Source organism: Clostridium omnivorum (assembly GCF_026012015.1).
In the GTDB taxonomy this organism is placed as follows: domain Bacteria; phylum Bacillota; class Clostridia; order Clostridiales; family Clostridiaceae; genus Clostridium_AX; species Clostridium_AX omnivorum.
In genome coordinates, this window is sequence record NZ_BRXR01000001.1 from 228,569 (window position 1) to 250,235 (window position 21,667).

18 protein-coding genes and 1 other annotated feature are annotated in these 21,667 nt (G+C 31.3%); of the genes, 6 read left to right on the forward strand and 12 right to left on the reverse strand.

Annotation, left to right across the window (positions count from 1 at the left end; genetic code table 11):
• Positions 1 to 185: 185 nt before the first annotated feature.
• A complete protein-coding gene (locus bsdE14_RS01065; RefSeq protein WP_264848067.1) occupies positions 186 to 560 on the reverse strand; it encodes a PilZ domain-containing protein in 375 nt (124 codons plus the stop codon).
• Between the two features lie 150 nt (positions 561 to 710).
• On the opposite strand from bsdE14_RS01065, the gene bsdE14_RS01070 reads away from it, so the two are divergent.
• The 3 genes from bsdE14_RS01070 to bsdE14_RS01080 all read left to right on the forward strand — a co-directional run bounded on the left by bsdE14_RS01070 (position 711) and on the right by bsdE14_RS01080 (position 3,052).
• On the forward strand, positions 711 to 950 hold the full coding sequence (locus bsdE14_RS01070; protein WP_264852195.1) for a FeoA family protein: 240 nt from the start codon (positions 711 to 713) through the stop codon (positions 948 to 950).
• 1 nt (position 951) lies between these two features.
• Positions 952 to 2,724, forward strand: coding sequence for a ferrous iron transport protein B (gene feoB / locus bsdE14_RS01075; protein ID WP_264848068.1), 1,773 nt, complete (start codon positions 952 to 954; stop codon positions 2,722 to 2,724).
• A 178-nt stretch (positions 2,725 to 2,902) separates the two neighbouring features.
• Positions 2,903 to 3,052, forward strand: coding sequence for a FeoB-associated Cys-rich membrane protein (locus bsdE14_RS01080; RefSeq protein ID WP_264848069.1), 150 nt, complete (start codon positions 2,903 to 2,905; stop codon positions 3,050 to 3,052).
• 26 nt (positions 3,053 to 3,078) lie between these two features.
• On the opposite strand, the gene bsdE14_RS01085 is transcribed toward bsdE14_RS01080, so the two are convergent.
• The 4 genes from bsdE14_RS01085 to bcaP form a co-directional block, all read right to left on the reverse strand.
• Positions 3,079 to 3,876, reverse strand: a complete 798-nt coding sequence (locus bsdE14_RS01085; RefSeq protein ID WP_264848070.1) for a ribonuclease H-like domain-containing protein — start codon at positions 3,874 to 3,876, stop codon at positions 3,079 to 3,081.
• Between the two features lie 116 nt (positions 3,877 to 3,992).
• Complete coding sequence (argS, locus tag bsdE14_RS01090; RefSeq protein WP_264848071.1) at positions 3,993 to 5,687, reverse strand: arginine--tRNA ligase; 1,695 nt, start codon at positions 5,685 to 5,687, stop codon at positions 3,993 to 3,995.
• Positions 5,688 to 5,731: 44 nt separating this feature from the next.
• Positions 5,732 to 5,935 (reverse strand) — a binding site (T-box leader).
• A 62-nt stretch (positions 5,936 to 5,997) separates the two neighbouring features.
• A complete protein-coding gene (locus bsdE14_RS01095) occupies positions 5,998 to 6,405 on the reverse strand; it encodes a YgaP family membrane protein (RefSeq protein WP_264848072.1) in 408 nt (135 codons plus the stop codon).
• A gap of 186 nt (positions 6,406 to 6,591) precedes the next feature.
• A complete protein-coding gene (gene bcaP / locus bsdE14_RS01100) occupies positions 6,592 to 8,016 on the reverse strand; it encodes a branched-chain amino acid transporter BcaP (protein ID WP_264848073.1) in 1,425 nt (474 codons plus the stop codon).
• A gap of 248 nt (positions 8,017 to 8,264) precedes the next feature.
• Here bcaP and bsdE14_RS01105 point away from each other — a divergent pair, with 248 nt between their 5' ends.
• From bsdE14_RS01105 to bsdE14_RS01115, 3 genes are read left to right on the forward strand one after another with little or no spacing between them, the layout of a single operon-like run.
• Positions 8,265 to 9,050 (forward strand): transporter substrate-binding domain-containing protein, encoded by a 786-nt coding sequence (locus bsdE14_RS01105; RefSeq protein WP_264848074.1) that lies wholly within the window; start codon positions 8,265 to 8,267, stop codon positions 9,048 to 9,050.
• A 30-nt stretch (positions 9,051 to 9,080) separates the two neighbouring features.
• The gene (locus tag bsdE14_RS01110; RefSeq protein ID WP_264848075.1) at positions 9,081 to 9,731 is read left to right on the forward strand and encodes an amino acid ABC transporter permease; all 651 of its coding nucleotides are present in this window, start codon (positions 9,081 to 9,083) and stop codon (positions 9,729 to 9,731) included.
• Positions 9,732 to 9,733: 2 nt separating this feature from the next.
• Positions 9,734 to 10,456, forward strand: a complete 723-nt coding sequence (locus bsdE14_RS01115) for an amino acid ABC transporter ATP-binding protein (RefSeq protein WP_264852196.1) — start codon at positions 9,734 to 9,736, stop codon at positions 10,454 to 10,456.
• A 16-nt stretch (positions 10,457 to 10,472) separates the two neighbouring features.
• Here bsdE14_RS01115 and bsdE14_RS01120 read toward each other — a convergent pair whose 3' ends face one another.
• The 7 genes from bsdE14_RS01120 to bsdE14_RS01150 all read right to left on the reverse strand — a co-directional run bounded on the left by bsdE14_RS01120 (position 10,473) and on the right by bsdE14_RS01150 (position 21,660).
• Entirely contained in the window at positions 10,473 to 12,536 is a 2,064-nt protein-coding gene (locus tag bsdE14_RS01120) for a thioredoxin domain-containing protein (protein ID WP_264848076.1), read from the reverse strand.
• Positions 12,537 to 12,965: 429 nt separating this feature from the next.
• Positions 12,966 to 14,534 (reverse strand): FAD-dependent oxidoreductase, encoded by a 1,569-nt coding sequence (locus tag bsdE14_RS01125; RefSeq protein WP_264848077.1) that lies wholly within the window; start codon positions 14,532 to 14,534, stop codon positions 12,966 to 12,968.
• Between the two features lie 243 nt (positions 14,535 to 14,777).
• Positions 14,778 to 16,226, reverse strand: coding sequence for an MATE family efflux transporter (locus tag bsdE14_RS01130; RefSeq protein ID WP_264848078.1), 1,449 nt, complete (start codon positions 16,224 to 16,226; stop codon positions 14,778 to 14,780).
• 104 nt (positions 16,227 to 16,330) lie between these two features.
• Complete coding sequence (locus tag bsdE14_RS01135) at positions 16,331 to 18,412, reverse strand: GH39 family glycosyl hydrolase (protein WP_264848079.1); 2,082 nt, start codon at positions 18,410 to 18,412, stop codon at positions 16,331 to 16,333.
• Between the two features lie 119 nt (positions 18,413 to 18,531).
• Positions 18,532 to 19,839, reverse strand: a complete 1,308-nt coding sequence (locus bsdE14_RS01140; RefSeq protein WP_264848080.1) for a methyl-accepting chemotaxis protein — start codon at positions 19,837 to 19,839, stop codon at positions 18,532 to 18,534.
• Between the two features lie 141 nt (positions 19,840 to 19,980).
• Positions 19,981 to 20,538, reverse strand: coding sequence for a signal peptidase I (gene lepB, locus bsdE14_RS01145; protein ID WP_264848082.1), 558 nt, complete (start codon positions 20,536 to 20,538; stop codon positions 19,981 to 19,983).
• Positions 20,539 to 20,772: 234 nt separating this feature from the next.
• On the reverse strand, positions 20,773 to 21,660 hold the full coding sequence (locus tag bsdE14_RS01150; protein ID WP_264848083.1) for a LysR family transcriptional regulator: 888 nt from the start codon (positions 21,658 to 21,660) through the stop codon (positions 20,773 to 20,775).
• Positions 21,661 to 21,667: the final 7 nt, after the last annotated feature.

Below are 21,667 nucleotides of genomic sequence, written 5' to 3' on the forward strand. Positions count from 1 at the left end.
CTCCTTTTTATGACATATAAGCAGCAAAATTATTCATCTAACAATATAGCCGGCAATTTCCATCTAATTATTAAAATCAAAAAGTTTTAAAAAACACACTTATAATCAATATTCTTTTTTTCTTATAACGAATCTTTAAAGTATGTAAACTTTTACAAAAGAAAAAGCTCAGGTTTTCGCCTGAGCTAATCTATCACTTTACTAACATATTCTCTTATGTACCTAATCTGATCTTCATTAAGACAATAAAATTGACACCCAACCTTGAAAAATCCTTCTATTTTTTGAATCCACTTAACTTCAGCCATACACCAGAATGAAGGATTGTTTTCTATTGTAAGAAGAAAAGAAATAAAATCATCTTCCCTAAGCTCAGCTCTACTTATAAAACTAATCCCAGTTTCAGATATATCTATGGTCTCTAGTATAGGAGATCCAAGGTTATATTTATTATAGATACTGTTATTATTCACCCTCGGATAATATAGCTTCAAATCGTATTTTGCTCTCTTCCCATGTCTTTTATCTATATTACTCATATGTTCTAACTTTATATCCACAATTCTTCCTCCCTTTTTACCCTCTAATATCATTATAATATATTTTTAAATAAAAAACTTCTATTTTTATTTATAGACTAATATATTGACAAAATTATTCGAGCGTGTTAAAATTTATTTGAGAATGATTTTCAGTACGAGGTGTTAATGATGAGCATTTGCGATGTAAAACCAGGAGAAACAGTTTATGTAAGCTACATTACAGGAGATGAAAAATTAGCAAAACGACTTTTAGCTTTAGGAGCAATAGAAGGCACCGAGATTGCGGTAAAAACAGCAGCTCCTTTAGGGGACCCCATAATAATAAACTTTAGAGGTTTTGATTTAGCTATAAGAAAAAAAGATGCTAAAAACATAAAGGTTTATAACCAAACTGTAGAGGAGGACTAATATGTTAACAGCCGCACTTCTTGGTAATCCCAACGTTGGGAAAACCACTTTATTCAATCAACTAACAGGTTCAAATCAGCATGTAGGAAATTGGGCTGGTGTAACAGTAGACAAAAAAGAAGGTTACATAGGAAAATCAATCAGGATAGTAGATTTACCAGGCATTTATGCTATGGATACCTACTCCAACGAGGAAAGGGTTTCTAAAGATTTTTTAATTAACGGTAACGTAGATGTCATAATTAATATTTTAGACGCTTCTAATTTAAATAGAAATCTTTACTTAACAATGCAGCTAAAACAATTTAACAAACCGATTATTTTAGTTTTAAATATGATTGATGCTGCAGAAGCAAAGGGACTTAAAATAGACTTTTTAGCACTAGAAAAAAACTTAGGTGTAAAAGTGGTTCCTATTATAGCCTCCAAGGCAGTAGGAATCGATGATATAAAAACCTTACTCGAAAGTAAGAATTTTTTTAATTCATTTATTGATAATAACTTTCAATTTCAAAATGAAAAAGAAACATATATTTATATAGAAAATGTACTAGGCAAATGCTTAGTCAATAAAACCGGCCAAAGCATTTCCATCTCAAAAAAAGTAGACAAAATCTTATTAAATAAATTTTTAGCATATCCGCTATTTATGATTATTATATATCTAATATTTCAATTTACCTTTTCATGGATAGGACAACCATTAGCCGACTTGTTAGATAATGGTGTTAATGATTACTTGATGCCCTTTTTGAGTTCATTATTATATAACAGCAGTCCATGGTTCAAATCACTGCTAGTAGATGGGGTTGTAGGCGGGGTCGGTTCAGTTATTGTTTTTTTACCTGTAATACTAACCTTGTTTTTATGTATATCTTTTTTAGAAGATAGTGGTTATATGGCAAGAGTAGCTTTTATAATGGATAAAATAATTAGAAAAATGGGCTTGTCAGGAAAAGCATTTATTCCCTTGATAATTGGTTTCGGCTGCTCTGTTCCTGGAGTAATGTCAGCCAGAACCTTAGAAAGTGAAAAGGATAGAAAACTCACAGCTCTGCTTGTTCCATTAATGTCATGTAATGCCAGACTTCCTGTATACGCATTATTTGCAGCTGCATTTTTTAAAGGTAAAGAAGTAACAGTTATCGGGTCTCTATATTTATTAGGAATTATAATAGCCTTCTTAATGGGAATACTATTTAAAAATACTCTCTTTAAAAAAGACGAGGAACCTTTTATTATAGAACTTCCTGAATACAAGCTACCAGAAGTAAAACTATTATTTAAGCACACTTGGGAAAAAGGAAAGGGTTTTTTAAAGAAAGCTGGTACAATAATTTTTTCAGTATCAATAATTGTTTGGGTTCTTTCTAACTTTAATTTTACTGGTATGACAGATATTAATTCCAGTTTTATGGCCTATATAGGTAAATTTATAAGCCCTATTTTCAAACCATTGGGATTTGCATCTTGGCAAAACTCCGTTGCTCTTCTTACTGGGATTATGGCAAAGGAAGTTGTCGTTGGAACCATGGGGGTTATATACGGCAGCGATTTAACAACAATGCTTCCTAAGGTTTTTTCTCCACTTTCTGCATACAGCTTTCTAGTATTTGTACTTCTTTATACTCCTTGCATTTCACTTATTGCCACTATGAAGAAGGAGTACGGCAGCAAAATGGCTATTTTTTCAGTATTATATCAACTTGTACTTGCATGGGTTGCATCATTTATAGTTTACAATTTAGGCAGTATGATACTTTCATTAATCTAATTTTCTACGAAAACAGCAAAGGTTCAAAAGTCATAACCGAACTTTTATAGGGCTGAAAATTTGAACGCACTTCAATAAGTAATTGAACTAATTACAATCAGATTAAATTTCCCGCGGATGTCCGTAAGAAATCTGCATGAATAGATTACTAAGTGTTTTAAGTGAGAGGAGAAAATTTATGATAGTAGAAATTATAGTAACAGTTGGCATTATAGCCGCTGCAGGTTATATTTTGTTTAAAAATCTTAAAAAAAGCGTTTCAGGTAAATGTAATTGCGGAAGTTGCTCTTCTAGCTGTCCAAAATACAATAGCCCAAAACAAAAATAAAAGCAGGTATATCCTGCTTTTATTTTTTAATAACTATTACTTATAATTTCATCAAGAAGCTGACCATCTAAATTGCCTTTTAATATAGCATCTATAACCCTTGATGCCGATTTTTTTGATATTTTTTCAATATCAGATTTTATCACAATTTTATTTTTCGAAATAAGGCTCTTTAAAAAACCAAGCTGTTTTTCAGTTATGCAATCTTCCCTAACTAAATTATTATTGCAGTCTACTTGATAGACTATCTTGAAAATCTTAGGTAAATTTAACACATCTTCATAATTATGAAGCATTATAATATATTTTAAATCCTCATCCTCTGATTCTAAAAATTGATTGTAAAGTTCAACGCTCATACCACCATCAATTTTATCTTCTCTTTGAACCCCAAGATACTTTTCTACAGTTTTAAGATTGCACCTTTCCATTCCCAATTGTTTATGATAAGGTCTAATTAACCTATATAAATCTATATGTTCATCTGGCGATTTAAATACAATATTATTCTTTTCCATACGTCTTTTAACAAAAGGTTCATCGAAAGCCATTCCATTGTAAGAACACCATGTTGTAAAACTAATTAAATCCTTGCCAAATTCAAAAAGAATATCAGCTTCATCTTCCAAAGTTTCAGCAAAATATTGTTTAATACTAAATCTTCCATCTTCCAAAAAAGTTCCAAGAGATATTAATATTATTCTGTCCTTATCTTTGTCAAAACCAGTAGTCTCTATATCAAAGTATGCAACTTCTTTCATCTTATATCTTTCAATTATTTCGCTAGGAATAATCAAATTGTCATTATACTCTCTAATATACATCATTTCCTCCAAATTCTAGACTGTAAGCCGCCAATACATTTATTATACACTAAAGAAATAATATATTAAATACAAAAATAGCTTCAGAGTACTATAAAGTTCTCTGAAGCTATAAACTACATTTTTTCTACTGTTTCAATCCCTAAAATATTTAATCCATTGCTTATAACCTGACAAGTTGCCTCAACTAGCTTTAAACGTCCTAATTTAACTTCTTCGTCTTCAACATTTAATATATTATGAGAATTATAGAACTTATTAAAAGCTTTAGCAATCTCAATTATATGTCTTGTTACTACAGATGGTTCATACTTGTCTATAGCAAGTAAAATGGAACTTTGGAAAGAATCTAAAAGCTTAGCAAGTTCAAATTCTTCAGCTGTTGTAAGCTTAGAGTAATTAACTTCTCCATTCAATTCTCCAGCTTTTCTAAGTATGCTCTTACCTCTTGCATAAGTATATTGTACATAAGGACCAGTTTCGCCATCAAAGCTTAACATTTCTTTCCAATCAAACACAATATCTCTTTCTCTTGTATTCTTAAGGTAAGTAAACACAACAGCACCAATTCCGATTTTCTTTGCAGTTTCTTCTTTGTTTTCTAGACTAGGATTCTTCTCATTTATTATTTCTAATGTTTTAGATATAGCTTCTTTTAATAAGTCCTCAAGGAATATTACATCTCCCTTTCTTGTAGAAAGCTTTTTATCAGCAAATCTTACAAGCCCAAAAGGTACATGTACACAATCTTTAGACCATTCATGTCCCATTAATCCTATAGTAGTAAATACTTGCTTAAAGTGTAATGATTGATCTATTCCTACTACATATATATTTTTATAAAAATCATAAGTTTTCTTTCTATAAAACGCTGCAGCAAGATCCCTGGTAGCGTAAATACTTGCTCCATCCGCCTTTTTTATAATAGTTGGAGGCATATTATATTCATCAAGCATTACCACCTTTGCTCCTTGGCTCTCTACAAGAAGCCCTTTTTCATCTATTTCTTCAATAACAGATTCCATTTTATCACTGTAGAAACTTTCTCCAGCGTAGGAATCAAACTTAACTCCAAGCATTTCATATACTTTATTAAATTCTTTTAAACTCATGTCCTTGAACTTATTCCAAAGGGCAGTTTCTTCCTCTTTTCCTTCTTCTAAGTTTTTAAAATGATGTCTAGCTTCATCATCTAAAGCAGGATTTTTCTCAGCTTCTTCGTGAAACTTAACATAAATTCTTAGTAGTTCATTAATTGGATCTTTAGCTAATTTTTCTTCATCAGCCCAGCCTTGCTTATATGCATATATAAGCTTTCCAAACTGAGTTCCCCAATCACCAAGATGATTTATCCCTATACAGTTATAACCTTCGAATTTCATTATTTTATATAAAGCATTTCCTATTACAGTGGTAAATAGGTGTCCAACGTGGAAAGGCTTAGCGATATTAGGTGATGAATATTCAACTACTACATTTTTACCAACTCCAACATTAGAAGAACCATAAGAATCTTTTTCAGCTAATACTTTTTCCAGTACGCTTTTAACAAAAACTCCCTTATCCAAGAAAAAGTTCAAATACGGTCCTGCATTTTCAACCTTTTCAAATCCTTCTCTATCAATTTCATTTTTTATCTGTTCAGCAATCATTTGCGGCGCTTTTCTCATAGTTTTTGAAAGCTGAAAACACGGAAAGGCAAAATCACCCATTTCAGCTCTTGGTGGTATTTCAATTAATCTTTCTATTGTTTCCAAGTCCAAATCAACGCATTTTTTTATTCTTTCTGCAACTACTTTTTTGTATTCCATAACCTTACTCCCTCCGATATAAATAATAAAACCCGTCTCTTATTAAAAGAGACGGGTATAATTCCGCGGTACCACTCTAGTTGACCAATAAGGTCCACTCAATGCTTTAACGTAGCAACCGGCTTGCTCTACTTATTTTCAAGCAGCTTCTCCGAGGCTCTCTTCCCTTTTTTAATCTTACAGGCTCACACCAAACCCTGCTCGCTGAAAGAAACCTAAAAAGGTACTCTTCTCTTCAATGAATTTTTATATTAAAATTACAATGTATTATACAACTATTAGTATTATTTGTCAATACATTTATTATTTTTTATGATTTTCTCTCTAAAAGCACTCTAAGAGCAGACTTTTCTTGTTCAATTTCTGATAATGTTCTAACTCCAAACCTCCTTAAAATCGATACAGGTGGACACCATCCTTGTAAGGCATGTTGAAGCAAAAATCCACCTATAACTCCAGTAACTGCATACCACTTCCTTTCCTTAGTAAAAAAACCTATAACACTAGATGCAAGCGCTGCAGTAGCGGCATGGGTTTCTAGAGTTCTTTCTATATCCCATTCAGCATCAAGCTCTTGCAGTCTTTTAAGCACATCTTCTCTGCTGCCTTTATAATATTTAGTTATACTTTCAACCATCTTTTCATCAATCTTTTGATTTACCTTTTCCTTTGTATGAATCCTTACCCTTTCAATGGTATTAGGAAGTGAAATATTCACGTTTCATTCCTCCTTTTAGTCGGAAGACGGAGCAATTAAACCTTACTCGCTTCCGCTTGCTAATTACTTGCTAAAGTCCATTTAGGGCTTTAACCTCCTTTATCATTCTACATGTACAATTTTAGTATGCGCAAAAATGAGTATTCCATTTACTGAAATACTCATTTATAAAATATATATACTTCCCTAGCTTACCTCTTCATTTTCCACAGCATTTTCATACTTTTCTATAGTACTATGCTTTATTCCATATATAAAATACACAACCAAGCCTATAGCAAGCCAAGCTATGAATCTATATTGAGTTATACGCGGAAGTGAATATATAAGATATCCACAGAATAGTATAGCCATAATTGGCACCGCTGGCACCATAGGGCATTTGAAGCTTCTTTTTAAATCAGGTCTTTTCTTTCTTAAAACAATTACAGCCGCTGAAACAATCATAAATGCAGCTAAAGTACCAATATTAGTTAGTTCAGCCACTATGCCAATTGGAGTAAATCCAGCCATAAGAGCTGTAACTATTCCAACTAAAACTGTACTTTTTACAGGAGTTCTAAACTTTGAATGCACTTCTCCAAAAACCTTAGGAAGCAATCCATCTCTTGACATAGCAAAGAATACTCTTGTTTGACCGAACATCATTACTAGCAAAACTGAAGTTATACCACAAACCGCACCAACAGATACTAATGCAGAACCCCAATTTATTCCAATTTGCTGTAATGCAAAAGCAACTGGCGCAGATGTTTCTTTAAATTGAATATATGGAACCATACCAGTAAGTATAGCTGATACAACAATATATAGTATAGTACATATAATTAAAGATAATATTATTCCTCTAGGTAAATCCTTTTGAGGATTTTTAACCTCTTCTGCAGCTGTTGAAACTGCATCGAAACCTATATAAGCAAAGAATATTATTGAAGCTCCTTGAAATACACCCTTCCAACCATATGGCATAAAAGGAGTCCAGTTTGCAGGTTTTATATGTGTTACTCCTAGTATAATAAATAGAAGCACAACTATCAATTTTATACCCACCATAATGTTGTTTACAGTGGTACTCTCTTTTACTCCAATAATTAAAAGTCCTGTAATAACTGCTATTATCAAAATAGCCGGAAGATTAATAACCCCTCCATTTACTCCTGGTGCATTAATTAGTTGTTTTGGTAAATTGATACCTATTGAACTCAAAAGATTAACGATATATCCAGACCATCCAATAGCTACAGCAGCTATGGCTACAGCATATTCCAGAATTAAATCCCAGCCTATGATCCAAGCCCAAATTTCTCCTAGAGCAGCATATCCATAAGTATAAGCACTACCAGCTACAGGAACCATAGCTGCAAATTCCGCATAGCACAATCCTGCAAAAGCACAAGCAAGACCTGAAATTATAAAGGATAAAATAAGTGCAGGACCTGAATAATTTGCTGCTGCAACTCCAGTTAAAACAAATATTCCAGTTCCAATAATAGCTCCAACACCTAACATTGTAAGCTCGAAAGAACCCAGTACCTTATTTAATGATTTTCCACCCTCTCCATCTTGCAAGAGCTGATTAATTGGCTTTACTCTAAAAATCTTGTTGCTCATGTTTTTTCCTCCTATCTTCTGTGTTTTCACCAGTTTATCATGGTATTATGCTAAGTGCAAATCGTCAAAATACTACAAAATAAGACAAAAACATGCTTATTTAATAGATGCAATCGTTTTCCTTTTGATATTGCGCATTTCAAAAAAAATATTATTTTGAAAAATGAATATTTTATAATTGACACTTGCATTTTCTGTTGTTAATATATTAAATAGTTACTAATTAATTTCGAAAGGAGAAAATATTTATGAAAAAGAAGTTACTACTTTTATTCACATCACTTATTATTGCTTCAACGCTTTCGGGCTGCTCAAACCCTTCTAAGGAGGCTGCTTCTGCTCAGAAGACTAGTAATGACAAAAAATATGTAATAGCTACAGATGCAACTTTTGCACCCTTCGAATTTCAAAAAGACGGAAAGTATATTGGTATTGATTTAGATATACTGGATGCAGTTTCCAAGATAGAGGGTTTCAAATACGAACTGAATCCTATGGATTTTAAAGGTATAATACCCGCACTTCAATCAAATCAAATAGATGGGGCAATTGCAGGCATGAGCATAACCGAAGAAAGAAGAAAAGTTTTAAATTTTTCAGATGACTATTTTGAGTCAGGTTTATCTGCTGTAGCAAAAAATGATAATTCTCAATTAAAAACTATATATGATTTAAAAGGAAAAATTCTAGCTGTTAAGAAAGGCACTGCAGGTGCAAAATATGCAGAAGATAATAAGGATAAAAGTAATTTCACCATTAAATATTTCAATGATTCCCCTTCAATGTTTCAAGAAGTTAAAAACGGGAATGCTGATGCAACTTTTGAAGATTACCCTGTAATTGCTTATAGCATTACTTTAGATCCAAATTGTGGGCTTAAAATTATAGGTGACAAAATAACAAAATCAAATTATGGTTTCGCTGTAAAAAAAGATTCAAATAAAGAGCTGCTTTCAATGTTCAATGATGGTTTGAAAAAAATCAAGGAAAATGGTGAATATGATAAAATCATCGCAAGGTATATAAAAAAATAAATTACATTTAAATTAAGGGGATGATGAGACTTGGATATTATAACTCTTTTTAATGATAGTCTTCCAAGCTTGCTGTCAGGTCTTTCAGTAACATTACGAGTTGCTTTTGTATCTTTAATTATAGCAAGTTTTTTAGGATTGATATTTGGACTTATGGCTATAGGTACCTCAAAGGTACTTAGGGCCATCTCTACTGTTTATGTAGATATAATTAGGGGTACTCCGCTTATTGTTCAAGCATTTTTCATATACTTTGGGCTTCCTAGTATTTTTAATTTTAAGATGCAGGCTATCACTGCAGGTATAATTACTATAAGCGTAAATGCAGGTGCGTATCTTGTTGAAATATTCAGAGCAGGTATTTTAGCCATAGATAATGGTCAATTAGAGGCTGCAAGAAGTTTAGGACTTTCATATAGTCAGGCAATGAGAAAAGTAATACTTCCTCAAGCTATTCGTAAAATGATTCCAGCATTTATAAATCAATTTATAATTTCCTTAAAAGATACATCACTCCTTTCAGTAATTGGTATAAAGGAGCTGACTCAAAGCGGAGAAATTATAATAGCCTCTACTTATAAGGCTTTTGAAATTTGGTCCATTGTTGGCATTCTGTATCTCGTATTAATTACAATGCTAAGTTATTTTTCTAGATACATTGAAAGGAGATTGAGAGTATGAGCATAATAGAAATTAACGCTTTAAAAAAATCCTTTTCTAACGTAGAAGTTCTCAAAAATATTAATTTAAAAGTAGAAAAAAGCGAAGTTTTATGTCTAATAGGACCATCAGGTTCTGGAAAGAGTACCTTATTGAGATGTCTTAATAGATTAGAAGAAATACAATCAGGAGAAATATTCATTAACGGTGAAAATATTTATGATAAAAAACTAAATACTAATGTACTTAGAGAAAAACTCGGCATGGTTTTTCAATCATTTAATTTATTTCCTCACTTGAAAGTTATTGACAATATTACCATGGCTCCATTAACACTAAAAAAAGCCTCAAAACAATCAGCAAAAAAAAGTGCCCTAGAGCTGCTTGATAAAGTAGGTTTAAAAGATAAAGCAAACGTGTACCCTGACAAATTATCCGGCGGTCAAAAACAACGAGTTGCTATTGCAAGAGCATTAGCTATGGAACCAGAAATTATGCTTTTTGACGAACCAACCTCAGCTTTAGACCCCGAAATGGTTGGGGAGGTGCTGCAAGTCATGAAAAATTTAGCTAGAGAAGGTATGACAATGGTAGTGGTAACTCATGAAATGGGCTTTGCAAAAGAGGTATGTGATAAAGTAATTTTCATGGATGGTGGCTATATTATTGAAGAAGGTGTTCCTGATGACATCTTTAATAATCCAAAGCAAGAAAGAACTAAGGATTTCCTAAGCAAGGTTTTATAACTTGCTTAGGACTTTTTTATATATCTATCTTTGCTTTTATAGCTTTTTTAAATTTCTCTAAATCTGTTATTGGTTTACCGCAAGTAAAATTCTGGCATAGATAGACCGTCACCATATTATTAATTCTACCTTTTGACGGTAAATTTTCATCCACCTTAGCTATTTCAATATTATCATTTAGAACAAGCATAGAAAAAGGCAAGTAGTTTTCGTTAATTTCTTTTATAAATTCCAAAGTTCTGCTTTCACCTTTTTCACCAGCAATTACAATTACCTGAGTGCCTATTTCATAAAAAAGTAATGCTGTCATCATGAATGAATATGAACTTGGATTATGTTTTATAGTTCCACCAAAAGCATTAAAAATTTCTTCAGCTTTCTTTTCTAACTCTAAATTTTCTGTAAGTCTTGCAAGCCTAATAATATTATAAGCTGCAACAGAATTTGCAGAGGGTACAGCACCATCATATATCTCTTTTGGTCTTATTATTAATTCTTCAGTATCTTTTCCATATAAGAAAAAGCCTCCTTCCTCACCATCCCAAAAGTTATCTAGCATTTTGCTATTAAATTCTATAGCCTTCTCCAAATATTTCATTTCCAAGCTGCTCTCATAAATTTCAATAAGGCCCCAAATTAAGAAGGCATAATCCTCTGCATAAGCTTCATAAGCACTTTCTCCATCTCTATACCTTGCCATTAATCTACCATCTTTACTAACTAAATTGCCTAATATAAATTCCACCGACCTTACAGCAGCATCTAGGTATTCACTCTTTTCAAAAGCTCTTGCTCCATAAGCCAGTGCAGCAATCATCAATCCATTCCAAGAAGTTAATATTTTGTCATCCTTATATGGATGTATTCTTTTATTTCTATAATTGAAAAGTTGCATTTTCAGTTTTTCAAGTTCTGAACTTATTTTTTTATCATTTTCTATATCATCCATATTTTTTTCTATAAGATTAGGTATATTCTTTCCTTCAAAATTCCCAGCCTCTGTTATATCATAATAATCACAAAATAGTTTACCACTATCTTCACCCAATACTTTTATAATTTCGTCATAACTCCAAACATAAAATTTTCCTTCTACTCCCTCAGAATCTGCATCCTCCGCAGAATAAAATCCCCCACCCTCAGAGGTCATATCTCTAAGTACATAGTTAAATATCTTTTCAGCAACCTCTCTATAAAATATCTTTCCCGTTAACTTATAACATTCCGTATATGCAATTGCAAGCAGTGCATTATCATATAGCATTTTCTCAAAATGAGGTACAAGCCATTTTCTATCCGTAGAATATCTAGAAAAGCCATATCCTATATGATCGAAAATTCCACCTTTGTACATAGCTTGTAGTGTTTTTTCAACTATATCAAGAGCTCCCTTGTCACCTTTGATAGAAGAATATCTCATAAGCAGATATAAATTATGTGGTATAGGAAACTTAGGTGCTCTTCCAAAACCTCCATACATGCTATCAAAACTATTCTTAAAATCTTCTATGGTGCTATAAATTGTTTCTTCCCCTATATCCCCATTGTCATGTGATACTGCTATCCTCTTAACCTGATTAATTATAGCATCAGTGGACTTCTCCAACTCATCCCTTCGTGTACTCCAAAAATTATGAATTTCATGGAGCAAGTCTATTATTCCGCTGTATCCATACTTACTTTCTTTAGGAATATATGTTGCTGCATAAAAAGGTTTTTTATCTGGTGTCATTAAAATAGTAAGCGGCCATCCACCACTTCCATTTATAAGTTGACAAACATTCATGTAGATACTATCTATATCCGGTCTCTCCTCTTTATCCACTTTTATAGCAATAAAATATTTGTTTAGCACCTCAGCAACCTCTTCATCTTCAAAAGATTCACGTTCCATAACATGACACCAATGACATGTTGAGTAACCTATTGACAGGAATATAGGCTTATCTTCTAATTTAGCTTTTTCAAAAGCTTCACTACCCCACGGGAACCAATCTACTGGGTTATGTGCATGCTGCAGCAGATATGGTGATTTTTCATTAGATAATCTATTTACAGTTTTATGACTAGTTTTAGACATTTTTAACCCTCCTTTATTTTCTTTGATTAGTTTGGCATTCACAAATATTTGCTATTCATTTTTCTCTTATGACTATGCTTTTTAACACTCAATTCCACAAGCACTTCTCAATTAAGTGAAAATATGTTTTTTTATTTTACTTTATCATTATCAATTACAGGAATAAAAAAGCAGCCGGAACAATCCAGCTGCTAAAAAGGGGGATGACTTTTGGTGTTATCTTTACTATTAATCCAATATTACCAGATAAGCTACTAATTGTAAAGTTTTTTTTTTACCTTTTCGCTACTAAATAGATTATTTCTATGGTTTAGAAAATTGCAATTGTGTCAAATGTCTATTTTTCAGTTCCTGTAGGTCTATCTAAAGCTTCTCTGCTAGATACGCTTATGCTAACTCTAATATTATTGGCCTAATATGTTGCCTTCTTTAAAATATATCAGGATCTTTTTTATTAGGCCCTTCACCTGGATGCTTCAAATGATTAAATGCTGGCCCTTCTACATTATCTCCGTCTATTGTAAATCTTGATCCATGACATGGACAATCCCAAGTTTTTTCTGCATCATTCCAAACTAGTTCACAACCTAAATGAGTACAAGTAATATCAACTATGTGCAGTTCTCCATTTTCATCTCTATAAGCTCCATACTTGTCACCCTCAATTTCTACTACTTTAGCTTCTCCATTTTTAATTTCCACATCTCTTGGAGCAGGTGTAATCTTACCCATAAAAAGTGTTTGAGCTACATCTAAGTTTTCAGATACTAATTTAGCTCCAGAAGCAAGTATGTCAAATCTTGATGGACTATAAACTGGTGCCCATGGACTATCACCTTTTGTAATCAAATCTGTTAATATATTTGCTGCTGCAGTGCTATTTGTCATTCCCCATTTAGCATAGCCTGTCGCTACAAATACATTATTAGTTTTAGAAGTAAGATATCCTACATAAGGAACATCATCCACGGTAGTACAATCCTGTGTAGACCATCTATATAATATCTTTTCCAAGTTAAAAGTTTCCTTTGCAAACTTGCCTAGGTTTTCGTAGTGTACACTTGTATGATCTTCACTTCCTGTCTTGTGATGTTCGCCACCTACAAGTATCATTTCTCCATCTTCATAGCTTTGGGAACGCAGTGATCTACCGGGTTCTTCTGCTGTTATGTAGGTTCCCTGTGGAAATTTATCTTTTATCTTAATACCAAGTACGTAGGATTTTTCTGCATACATTCTGGCGAAGTACATACCTAGTCCGTCATAGCATGGAAAATGGGATGCTATAATAGCCTTTGATGCTGTTACCTTGCTTCCGTTGTTTGTTACTACTACACATTTATCACCATCATCAACATCTACAACTTTAGAAAACTCAAAGATATGACTTCCATCTCCCGGTATTTCCTTAGCTATTGAAGTTATGTATTTCAATGGGTGAAATTGTGCCTGATTCTCAAATTTTATTGCCGCTCTTATATCAAAAGGAAGCTCTATCTTATCTTCATAAGATGCCTTTATCCCTAATTTTTCAGCAGCTTCTACTTCATTTTGTATTTTTTCAATATAATCTTCAGACTGAGTATACACATATGAAGGCGTCCAGCAAAAATCACAATCAATATTTTTTTTCTTTACTAAGTTCGCAACAAAATGAATTGCTGATTCATTTGCCTCTGCATACTGTCTAGCCTTTTCTTCTCCAAACTTTGAAATAATTTTACTATATTTTAATCCGTGCTGAGATGTTAACTTAGCAGTTGTATGACCTGTAGTACCATGTGCAATTCTACCTGCCTCTATTACAGCAACCTTAAGTCCTTTGCTTTTCAGTAGAAATGCTGTAGTAATTCCGGTAATTCCACCACCAACTATTGCAACATCCACTGTTATGTCCTCTTTTAATACTGGATAATCCGTTTTATCTATGGATGCAATCCAATAAGGTTCATGAATACTAGAAAATACATCCAAGCTAAGTTGTTTTGAGTCGTACATAATTATTCTCCTTTCAGACGAAACACTGCATAATTTATTTTTACTAGTTTCAGCCAGCAAGTCCATTTAGGACTTACATCTCAATCTATATCCCATTTTATTTTTTGCTACTTTTATAAAAATATGTATTGTAAGGTATTATAAATCAATTACCATATAGTTATTGAATAACTAAAAAATTAAACGCACACTTTGAATATAAGTGTGCGCTTTACATCAACCTTTTATTATTTTTTCATATCATTAAGCAATACTTTCATCATGAACTAAATTTAAATTGTTTTCAGCTTCTTCTTTTCCGGCTTTATTTAAAAGAATTATTGATACTAAAACTGAAATCAAATCTGAAATAGGATAGGCAATCCATGCTCCAATAGTACCAAGTATTTCAACAAGAATAATTGCTATTGGTATAAAAACTACCAATTGTCTAAAGATAGAAAGCAGGAAACCCTTTTTAGCTTCTCCAATCGCTTGATTATAATATATACCAATGTAGTAGACTCCAGTTAAAGAAAGTAATGAAATACATATCCTTAGTGACTTTACTGCCTCTGGAAGTATTTCTTTATCCTTTAAAAAGAAACCAATAATTTCATTCGAAAATGTGCCTATAATCATAGCAAAAACTACTGATATTATTGTAACCGTCTTAATAGATGTAATAACTATTTCCTTAACTTTATCAAATCTTTCAGCTCCATAATTATAAGCTACAATTGGCTGCATAGCAGAACTGATTCCAATTATAACAGTAAACATAAACATTGAAATTTTAGTTACTACTCCAACAATTATTATAGCTGTGTCTCCACCAGAAGAATAAAGCAGATTGTTCAAAATAATTGTAACTACAGCATCAGATATTTCTACTATAAATGTAGAAAAACCTATAGCTACAATTGAACTGATTACATCTTTATTTAGCGAACTGCAAGCAAATGTAATTGAATAATTAATATTAAACTGCTTCAATGCGCAATAGAATTTATAGAAAGCATATGCAAATACAATAATTTGAGAAATAACTGTTGAGATAGCTGCACCTTCTATACCTATATGAAAATGAGCTACTAAAACATAATTCAAAATTGTATTTACTAAAGCACCTAAAGAATTAGAATAAAGAGTAATCCTAGTATTTCCTAGTGAAGTCATAGTATAACATATTACTAATCCTAAACACTGAAACATGCCGCCAATTAATATCATTGATGTATAATCATTGGCCAATGAATAAGTTACATCACTTGCTCCTAGTCTATAAAGAAGAGGTTCTTTAATAAGATATATAAATACAGGAATGAGTATCATTAATATTATAGTTAATGCAAAAGCATTTATTATACTCTTTCTAATTTCAGAGGGTTTATTTTCTCCTAAATTTCTTGAAATATAAGTTGAAGAACCTACTGCAATTAATAATCCAATGGATGTTATAAACTTTTGAATTGGAAAAGCAACTGTAATTGCTGCAATGGCATTGCCTCCAATATATCTACCAACGAATACAGTATCGATCATATTATATAATTCAATAACTAATAGTGAGATAACCGATGGTATAGCAAACCTTAAAAGTATTCTATTTATATTTCCATTAGAAAAAATTCTTTCACTATTTCCCATATATATCTCACCTCCATCTCTAATCATATATGGTAAACCCATGAATAACTTTTCTAATTTCATTATATTTCTTAGGCTTATTTATCACATTCACATTTAAGCTTAATAAAATGTACTTTTAAGCTTCTACACATTTCTGTAAAAATGTAAAAAGGTACAAAAGCACCTTACTTTTGGTGTTTTTGTACCTTTTTAATCAAAATCAATATAGCTCCATAGCCTTTAAGAACGGTCTGAACATTTACAACGGCACTTTTCTTAAAATATTTAAATTCTATTTTTGGGAAAGATGCCTTATGAAGTATTTCCTTTTCTTCTTTATTAATTCTTACTGGTTTACCCATCTGGAGCCAATAATTGAAGGAGGAGCCCTGCTGCTCATTAATTTCATAACTTGTAATTCTAATATCAGATTGTATATTTGTTATGTTTAATGAAATTTTCTTTGATGTAGCATTTTTTAGTCCTCTTGATTTAAAAAATTCCTTATAAGTAACTAATTCATCTATACCCTCATGAAAATTATAAAGTAAAACTTGAAATTCATCAGAGGATTTTGTAACTATATAACCATCCTCCTTAGCTACTAACGTATCCCCAAGCTTATTTAGTAAATAATATGCATAATAAGCTGGCTTTTTTATACCTTTGTCATTTATTAAACCAGGATACCCAAAAAACACTTCATTTGTCAGGTTTACTTGTTTATCTAAAACATCAAATGCTCTTAGGTATGATAGTGTATTACTATTTAGCGCATTGTGAAGAATAAAAGGAACCATGTAACCAGTATCATAAATAGGATTTGTTTCTACAATTTCTTTAACACTACATTTTTTTGTAATTTCAATATCATACTGATCTTTTAAAAGCTTTTTAATGCTAAGCTCCAGCTCTTCTGATATTGTATTCCCAAATTCAAACTCAAACAGTAAAAAATCTAGTGTATCTAAATCACTAAAATAGCTTAAAAAAGACTTAAAAGCTTCCAAAAAATCATTTTCACAAAATCCTGCAGAATCAATTACAATAAGGGGTTTAATATCAATAGAATATAAAAATTCTAATACGTCTTTTGTTCTGTTCCAGTTAAAAAAGTTTGACTCCGGAAAAATCGCCATATCTGTACTGAAAACATTGAGTATTCTGCCATATTCAAAGCCTATTTCATTTTGTAATTCTTCTAAAGCATCTTTATTATCTTCAATTAATAAATCAAAGGCATCCCCTATAGTAATTACATTCTTGAATTTTTTATTAAAAGCACCTAGATCTAAATCCATATCTATATTTATTTTTGTTATTCTATCCTCATAATTAAATCTATCATAGTCTTCTAAGTAGTATGATAAGTAGCTTATACATTCCTGAAAATCAATTTCTTTATAAATTTTCATTTTCTTTAGCTTATCTTCATCTACCTTGTACTTTTTTCTAAATTGAAGAGGAGTAGTTTTATAAAATAATTTAAAATTTTTATTATAATATCTTGCATGAGAAAATCCAATTTCTTCTGATATTTCAGTTATTGTTTTATCTGAATCCAGAAGTAATTTTATGGACTCTTCCACCCTAGTAAGATTTATCAAATCAGTAAAGCTGTATCCAGAGGCATATTTTATTTCATGAGATAAATACTGAGGACTTAAGAACTCCTTTTCAGCAATGTCCTGCAGAGTTATATTGTTATTATAATTATTTATTATATATTTATATATACTGTGGTATCTCCTAAACAAATTTATATCTTCCTTAAGTTCTTCCTTGCCATAAATTAAATAATTAAAATTATTAATAAGATGATAAAGCAGATCAACTAGTATATTTTCAATTTCTTCATCATAATCTTCTTGTTTCTGAAATATCTCACATAATATCCTTGATAAATAAGTCCTAAGCTCATCATATTCTTCGCTAGACTGTGCATCCTGAGTCGATGTGTTTGTATAAAAAAACATATTCGCGATATCCGAATAATATTTTTCAAAAAAATAAGGATCTATATGAAAAATCAAAATCTTATTAGAACTATCATCACTATGGAGCTGGTGGACCTCGTCAACATTAATAATTTCAATTTGCTCTTCATGTATTTGATATTTTATTGAGTTTATATATACCTCTACAGTGCCTTTAATAACATAAATTATTTCTATAGAGTTATGCCAATGAATTGGATAGTCCTTTATGCTCATATAAGATACATTAATAGGTGTTTTATCATTATAACTTATATATTCCCTTCTCAAAAAAAATCCCCCTTCAAAATCACTTATAATACTTATATGCGTAAAAAAGGCGCTGCCTTCATTAATGATTTTCAATCATTTTTTGGCAGCCCCTTTTAAGCTTAAATACTGTACTTTTACTATAATTTATACTTTTTTAGCCCTGCATCCATATTGTTTGCAAGAGAATTTAATTCTTCAGCTGACTTTAACATATCGTCAAATATTTGTAATTGTACATCTACGCTGGCAGCAAGTTCTTCACTAGCTGCAGCTGTTTGCTCAGATACATTTGCCGTGTTCTCTATAGAAGAGATTGATTTATTTTTAAGTTCTTCCATCTGACTTATAGCATCGTTTGTCTCATTAATTTTTAATATAATTGAATCAATAGCTGTAGCAATCCTTTTGAAAGATTGTTCAGTCTTATCAACAGCAATAAGCTGCTCTTTTGATACATTTTGCATTACCCTTGTTGCATCTATAGTTTGCTTTGAATCGCTTTGTATGTTCTTTATCAAATTACTTATTTCCTCTGTAGATTGCTTACTCTGCTCCGCAAGCTTTCTTACTTCTTCTGCTACAACCGCAAAACCTTTTCCTGATTCCCCAGCTCTAGCTGCTTCAATAGCAGCATTTAAAGCTAACAGGTTTGTTTGATCTGCAATGCTCTGTATTGAATCAACAAATAAGTTAATATTTTTAAGAGTCTCTGCTAAATGGTCTACCGCGTCGAATATTTTCTCTGAAGATAAATTTAAGTTAGAAGACTTATCCTGCAAACTTTTAACCGCATCAAGTCCTTGCTTATTTAAATTGCTCACATTGTCTGTTTCCTCTATTACAGCATCATAGCTATCATTTACAACAACAATATGATTTGACAGGTTATTCATAATATCTACGCTCTTTTGTGTTTCAGAAACCTGATTCGAAGCATCAGCTGCAATATCATCAATAGTTTTCGATATTTCTGATATTGAGGCAGTGGCTTGTCTAACTTTATCAGTCATATCAATTGAGGATTTTACCATTGACTTAGTAAGATGATAGGATTCTTCAACTATCTTTCGCATCTCTGAAGTAATAGAATTTATATGGTCAGCTACTTTTCCAAGAGCCTTAAAGTCCTTTTTATCCAAACTAGTAGATAGGTCTCCTCTACTTATATCTTGTACAATAGAAATAAAGTTGCCTGATGTTTTCTTAATTGTGGCAGTAAAAATAACAAATAACAATAAACACATTACAATATTTGAAATTATACATGTCAATGAAATTAAAAAAATCTTCTCTGAGTTAGTAAAACCTTTTATAATGAAACCTAAAAAAGCACCTTCTAAAATAGTGGCTAATAAAAAAATTAGAATTGAGGTAGTAAACATCTCCTTCATTAATGAAACTACATTTTTTGATTTGCTATTGTTATCATTAACAATACTGCTCATAAATTATCCCCCTAGTCTTTATTATTCTTAAGTCTAAATTTTGGTCTATATATATATATTATAATAGAATTTTAAAATAAGGAAATAGGGTCAACCATTTTATATAAAAAAGAACAGGTCAATCCTGTTCTTTAAAATATTTTATTTTACTAATCTAAAATTGCTGCGTGGAGAATAGATAAGTTCCGTACGCCCAACTATATCATTTAAATCTATCATTCCTATGTCTCTGCTATCAATACTATTATTTCTATTATCACCCATAACAAAAACCTTGCCCTTTGGTATTGTAATTGGCCCATAATCATTTGTTAATATGTTTCCTAAAAGCTTTGCCCTTTGCCGATTCTCTCTTAAATATGTCTCATCTACAGAACTTCCATTGATAAATAATACATCATCTCTAAACTCAATTGTGTCTCCACCTATTCCTATTACTCTTTTAATAAAATCTGTGTTCTTTGTGGCATGTAATATTACTACATCGCCTCTATGTGGTTTTACTACATAATACACTAGTTTGTTCACCAGAACTTTTTCACCACTGTGTAGTGTAGATTCCATGGATGAACCACTAATTCTATAAGTTGTAAAAAAACATATTGATATTAAGTTCCATACTACGGAAATAAAAAAAGCTATAATAACAAGCTTTAGTATATTTCTTCTATTAAGTTCTACAGAATTTATAGCTCTCATCCCCTAAAACAATTTATAAATATTCTTTCTAAATTCTATTAGTAAAAGAATTATATTATGTTATTAATTGCTCCTTATTTTCACAAATGTTTATTGCCATTGGATCTATTACTATAAAAAATGCAACTATAGATGGGGTTGAGTAGCTCTCCTTATAAAAATAAAATCATACAAAAAATAAAAAAGCTTGAACAATAACTTATATTGCTCAAGCTTTTACTCTACCTAAAAATATTAGCTTAGAATAATATTTTGTAGACTAAATTTAATAAATTCCATTATAAACCTAGTATCCTCCAAATATATAAAATTAAATTCTCTATATATCTTCATATCATTTATTGGTACTGTTACTATAGTACCTCTATCTATTTCACCTTTAATTGTCTCCTTTGATATTATTGTATATCCAAGATTGGATTCAACTAATGATTTTATTGCACTTATGTCCCCAACTTCCATATACGGAAAAATATCTTCTATGTCATATCCTCTTTCCTTTAAACTATTTTCAAATACCTTCCTAGTTCCTGAGCCTTTTTCTCTTAAAATAAGCTTTCCGTTTATTATTTCATCTATATCTATTTGTTCTTTTAAAGCAAATTCATGTTTAGGGGATACAGCCAGAACGAGTTCATCATTTTTAATTTTTATATGTTTAAAAATCTTTCTATCAAAAGGTCCTTCAACTAATGCTAACTCAATTTTTTTATTTATAAGCTTATGGATTATTTCTTCTGTGTTATTTACCTGAAGCAAAATATCTATAGTTGGATTCAAATTCTTATGCATCCCTAGAATATTAGGTAATATATATCCTCCTATAGTAAGTGTAGCTCCAATTTCATGAACCTTTTTTGTTTTTGACTCTTTTTTCAGTTCTAACTCCATTCTAGAATAAATTTCCTCAAGCTCCTTTGAATATTTCATAAGCAGCATGCCCTCTTTTGTTATAGAAAACATTCTACCTTCTTTTTTTATCAACTTTACTTCATAATATTCTTCAAGAAATCTAATATGCTGTGATACAGCCGGTTGTGTTAAATTTAACGCCTCTGCTGTTCTAGTAAAGCTCTTTAACTGAACTAATGTAATAAAAGTTTTTAATCTTACATCCAGCAAAAACTCA

Coding starts and splice junctions, on each gene's coding strand:
- bsdE14_RS01070 (WP_264852195.1), top strand. CDS start 711: ATGAGCATTTGCGATGTAAAACCAGGAGAAACAGTTTATGTAAGCTAC.
- feoB (WP_264848068.1), top strand. CDS start 952: ATGTTAACAGCCGCACTTCTTGGTAATCCCAACGTTGGGAAAACCACT.
- bsdE14_RS01080 (WP_264848069.1), top strand. CDS start 2,903: ATGATAGTAGAAATTATAGTAACAGTTGGCATTATAGCCGCTGCAGGT.
- bsdE14_RS01085 (WP_264848070.1), bottom strand. CDS start 3,876: ATGTATATTAGAGAGTATAATGACAATTTGATTATTCCTAGCGAAATA.
- argS (WP_264848071.1), bottom strand. CDS start 5,687: ATGGAATACAAAAAAGTAGTTGCAGAAAGAATAAAAAAATGCGTTGAT.
- bcaP (WP_264848073.1), bottom strand. CDS start 8,016: ATGAGCAACAAGATTTTTAGAGTAAAGCCAATTAATCAGCTCTTGCAA.
- bsdE14_RS01105 (WP_264848074.1), top strand. CDS start 8,265: ATGAAAAAGAAGTTACTACTTTTATTCACATCACTTATTATTGCTTCA.
- bsdE14_RS01120 (WP_264848076.1), bottom strand. CDS start 12,536: ATGTCTAAAACTAGTCATAAAACTGTAAATAGATTATCTAATGAAAAA.
- bsdE14_RS01125 (WP_264848077.1), bottom strand. CDS start 14,534: ATGTACGACTCAAAACAACTTAGCTTGGATGTATTTTCTAGTATTCAT.
- bsdE14_RS01130 (WP_264848078.1), bottom strand. CDS start 16,226: ATGAAATTAGAAAAGTTATTCATGGGTTTACCATATATGATTAGAGAT.
- bsdE14_RS01140 (WP_264848080.1), bottom strand. CDS start 19,839: ATGAGCAGTATTGTTAATGATAACAATAGCAAATCAAAAAATGTAGTT.
- lepB (WP_264848082.1), bottom strand. CDS start 20,538: ATGAGAGCTATAAATTCTGTAGAACTTAATAGAAGAAATATACTAAAG.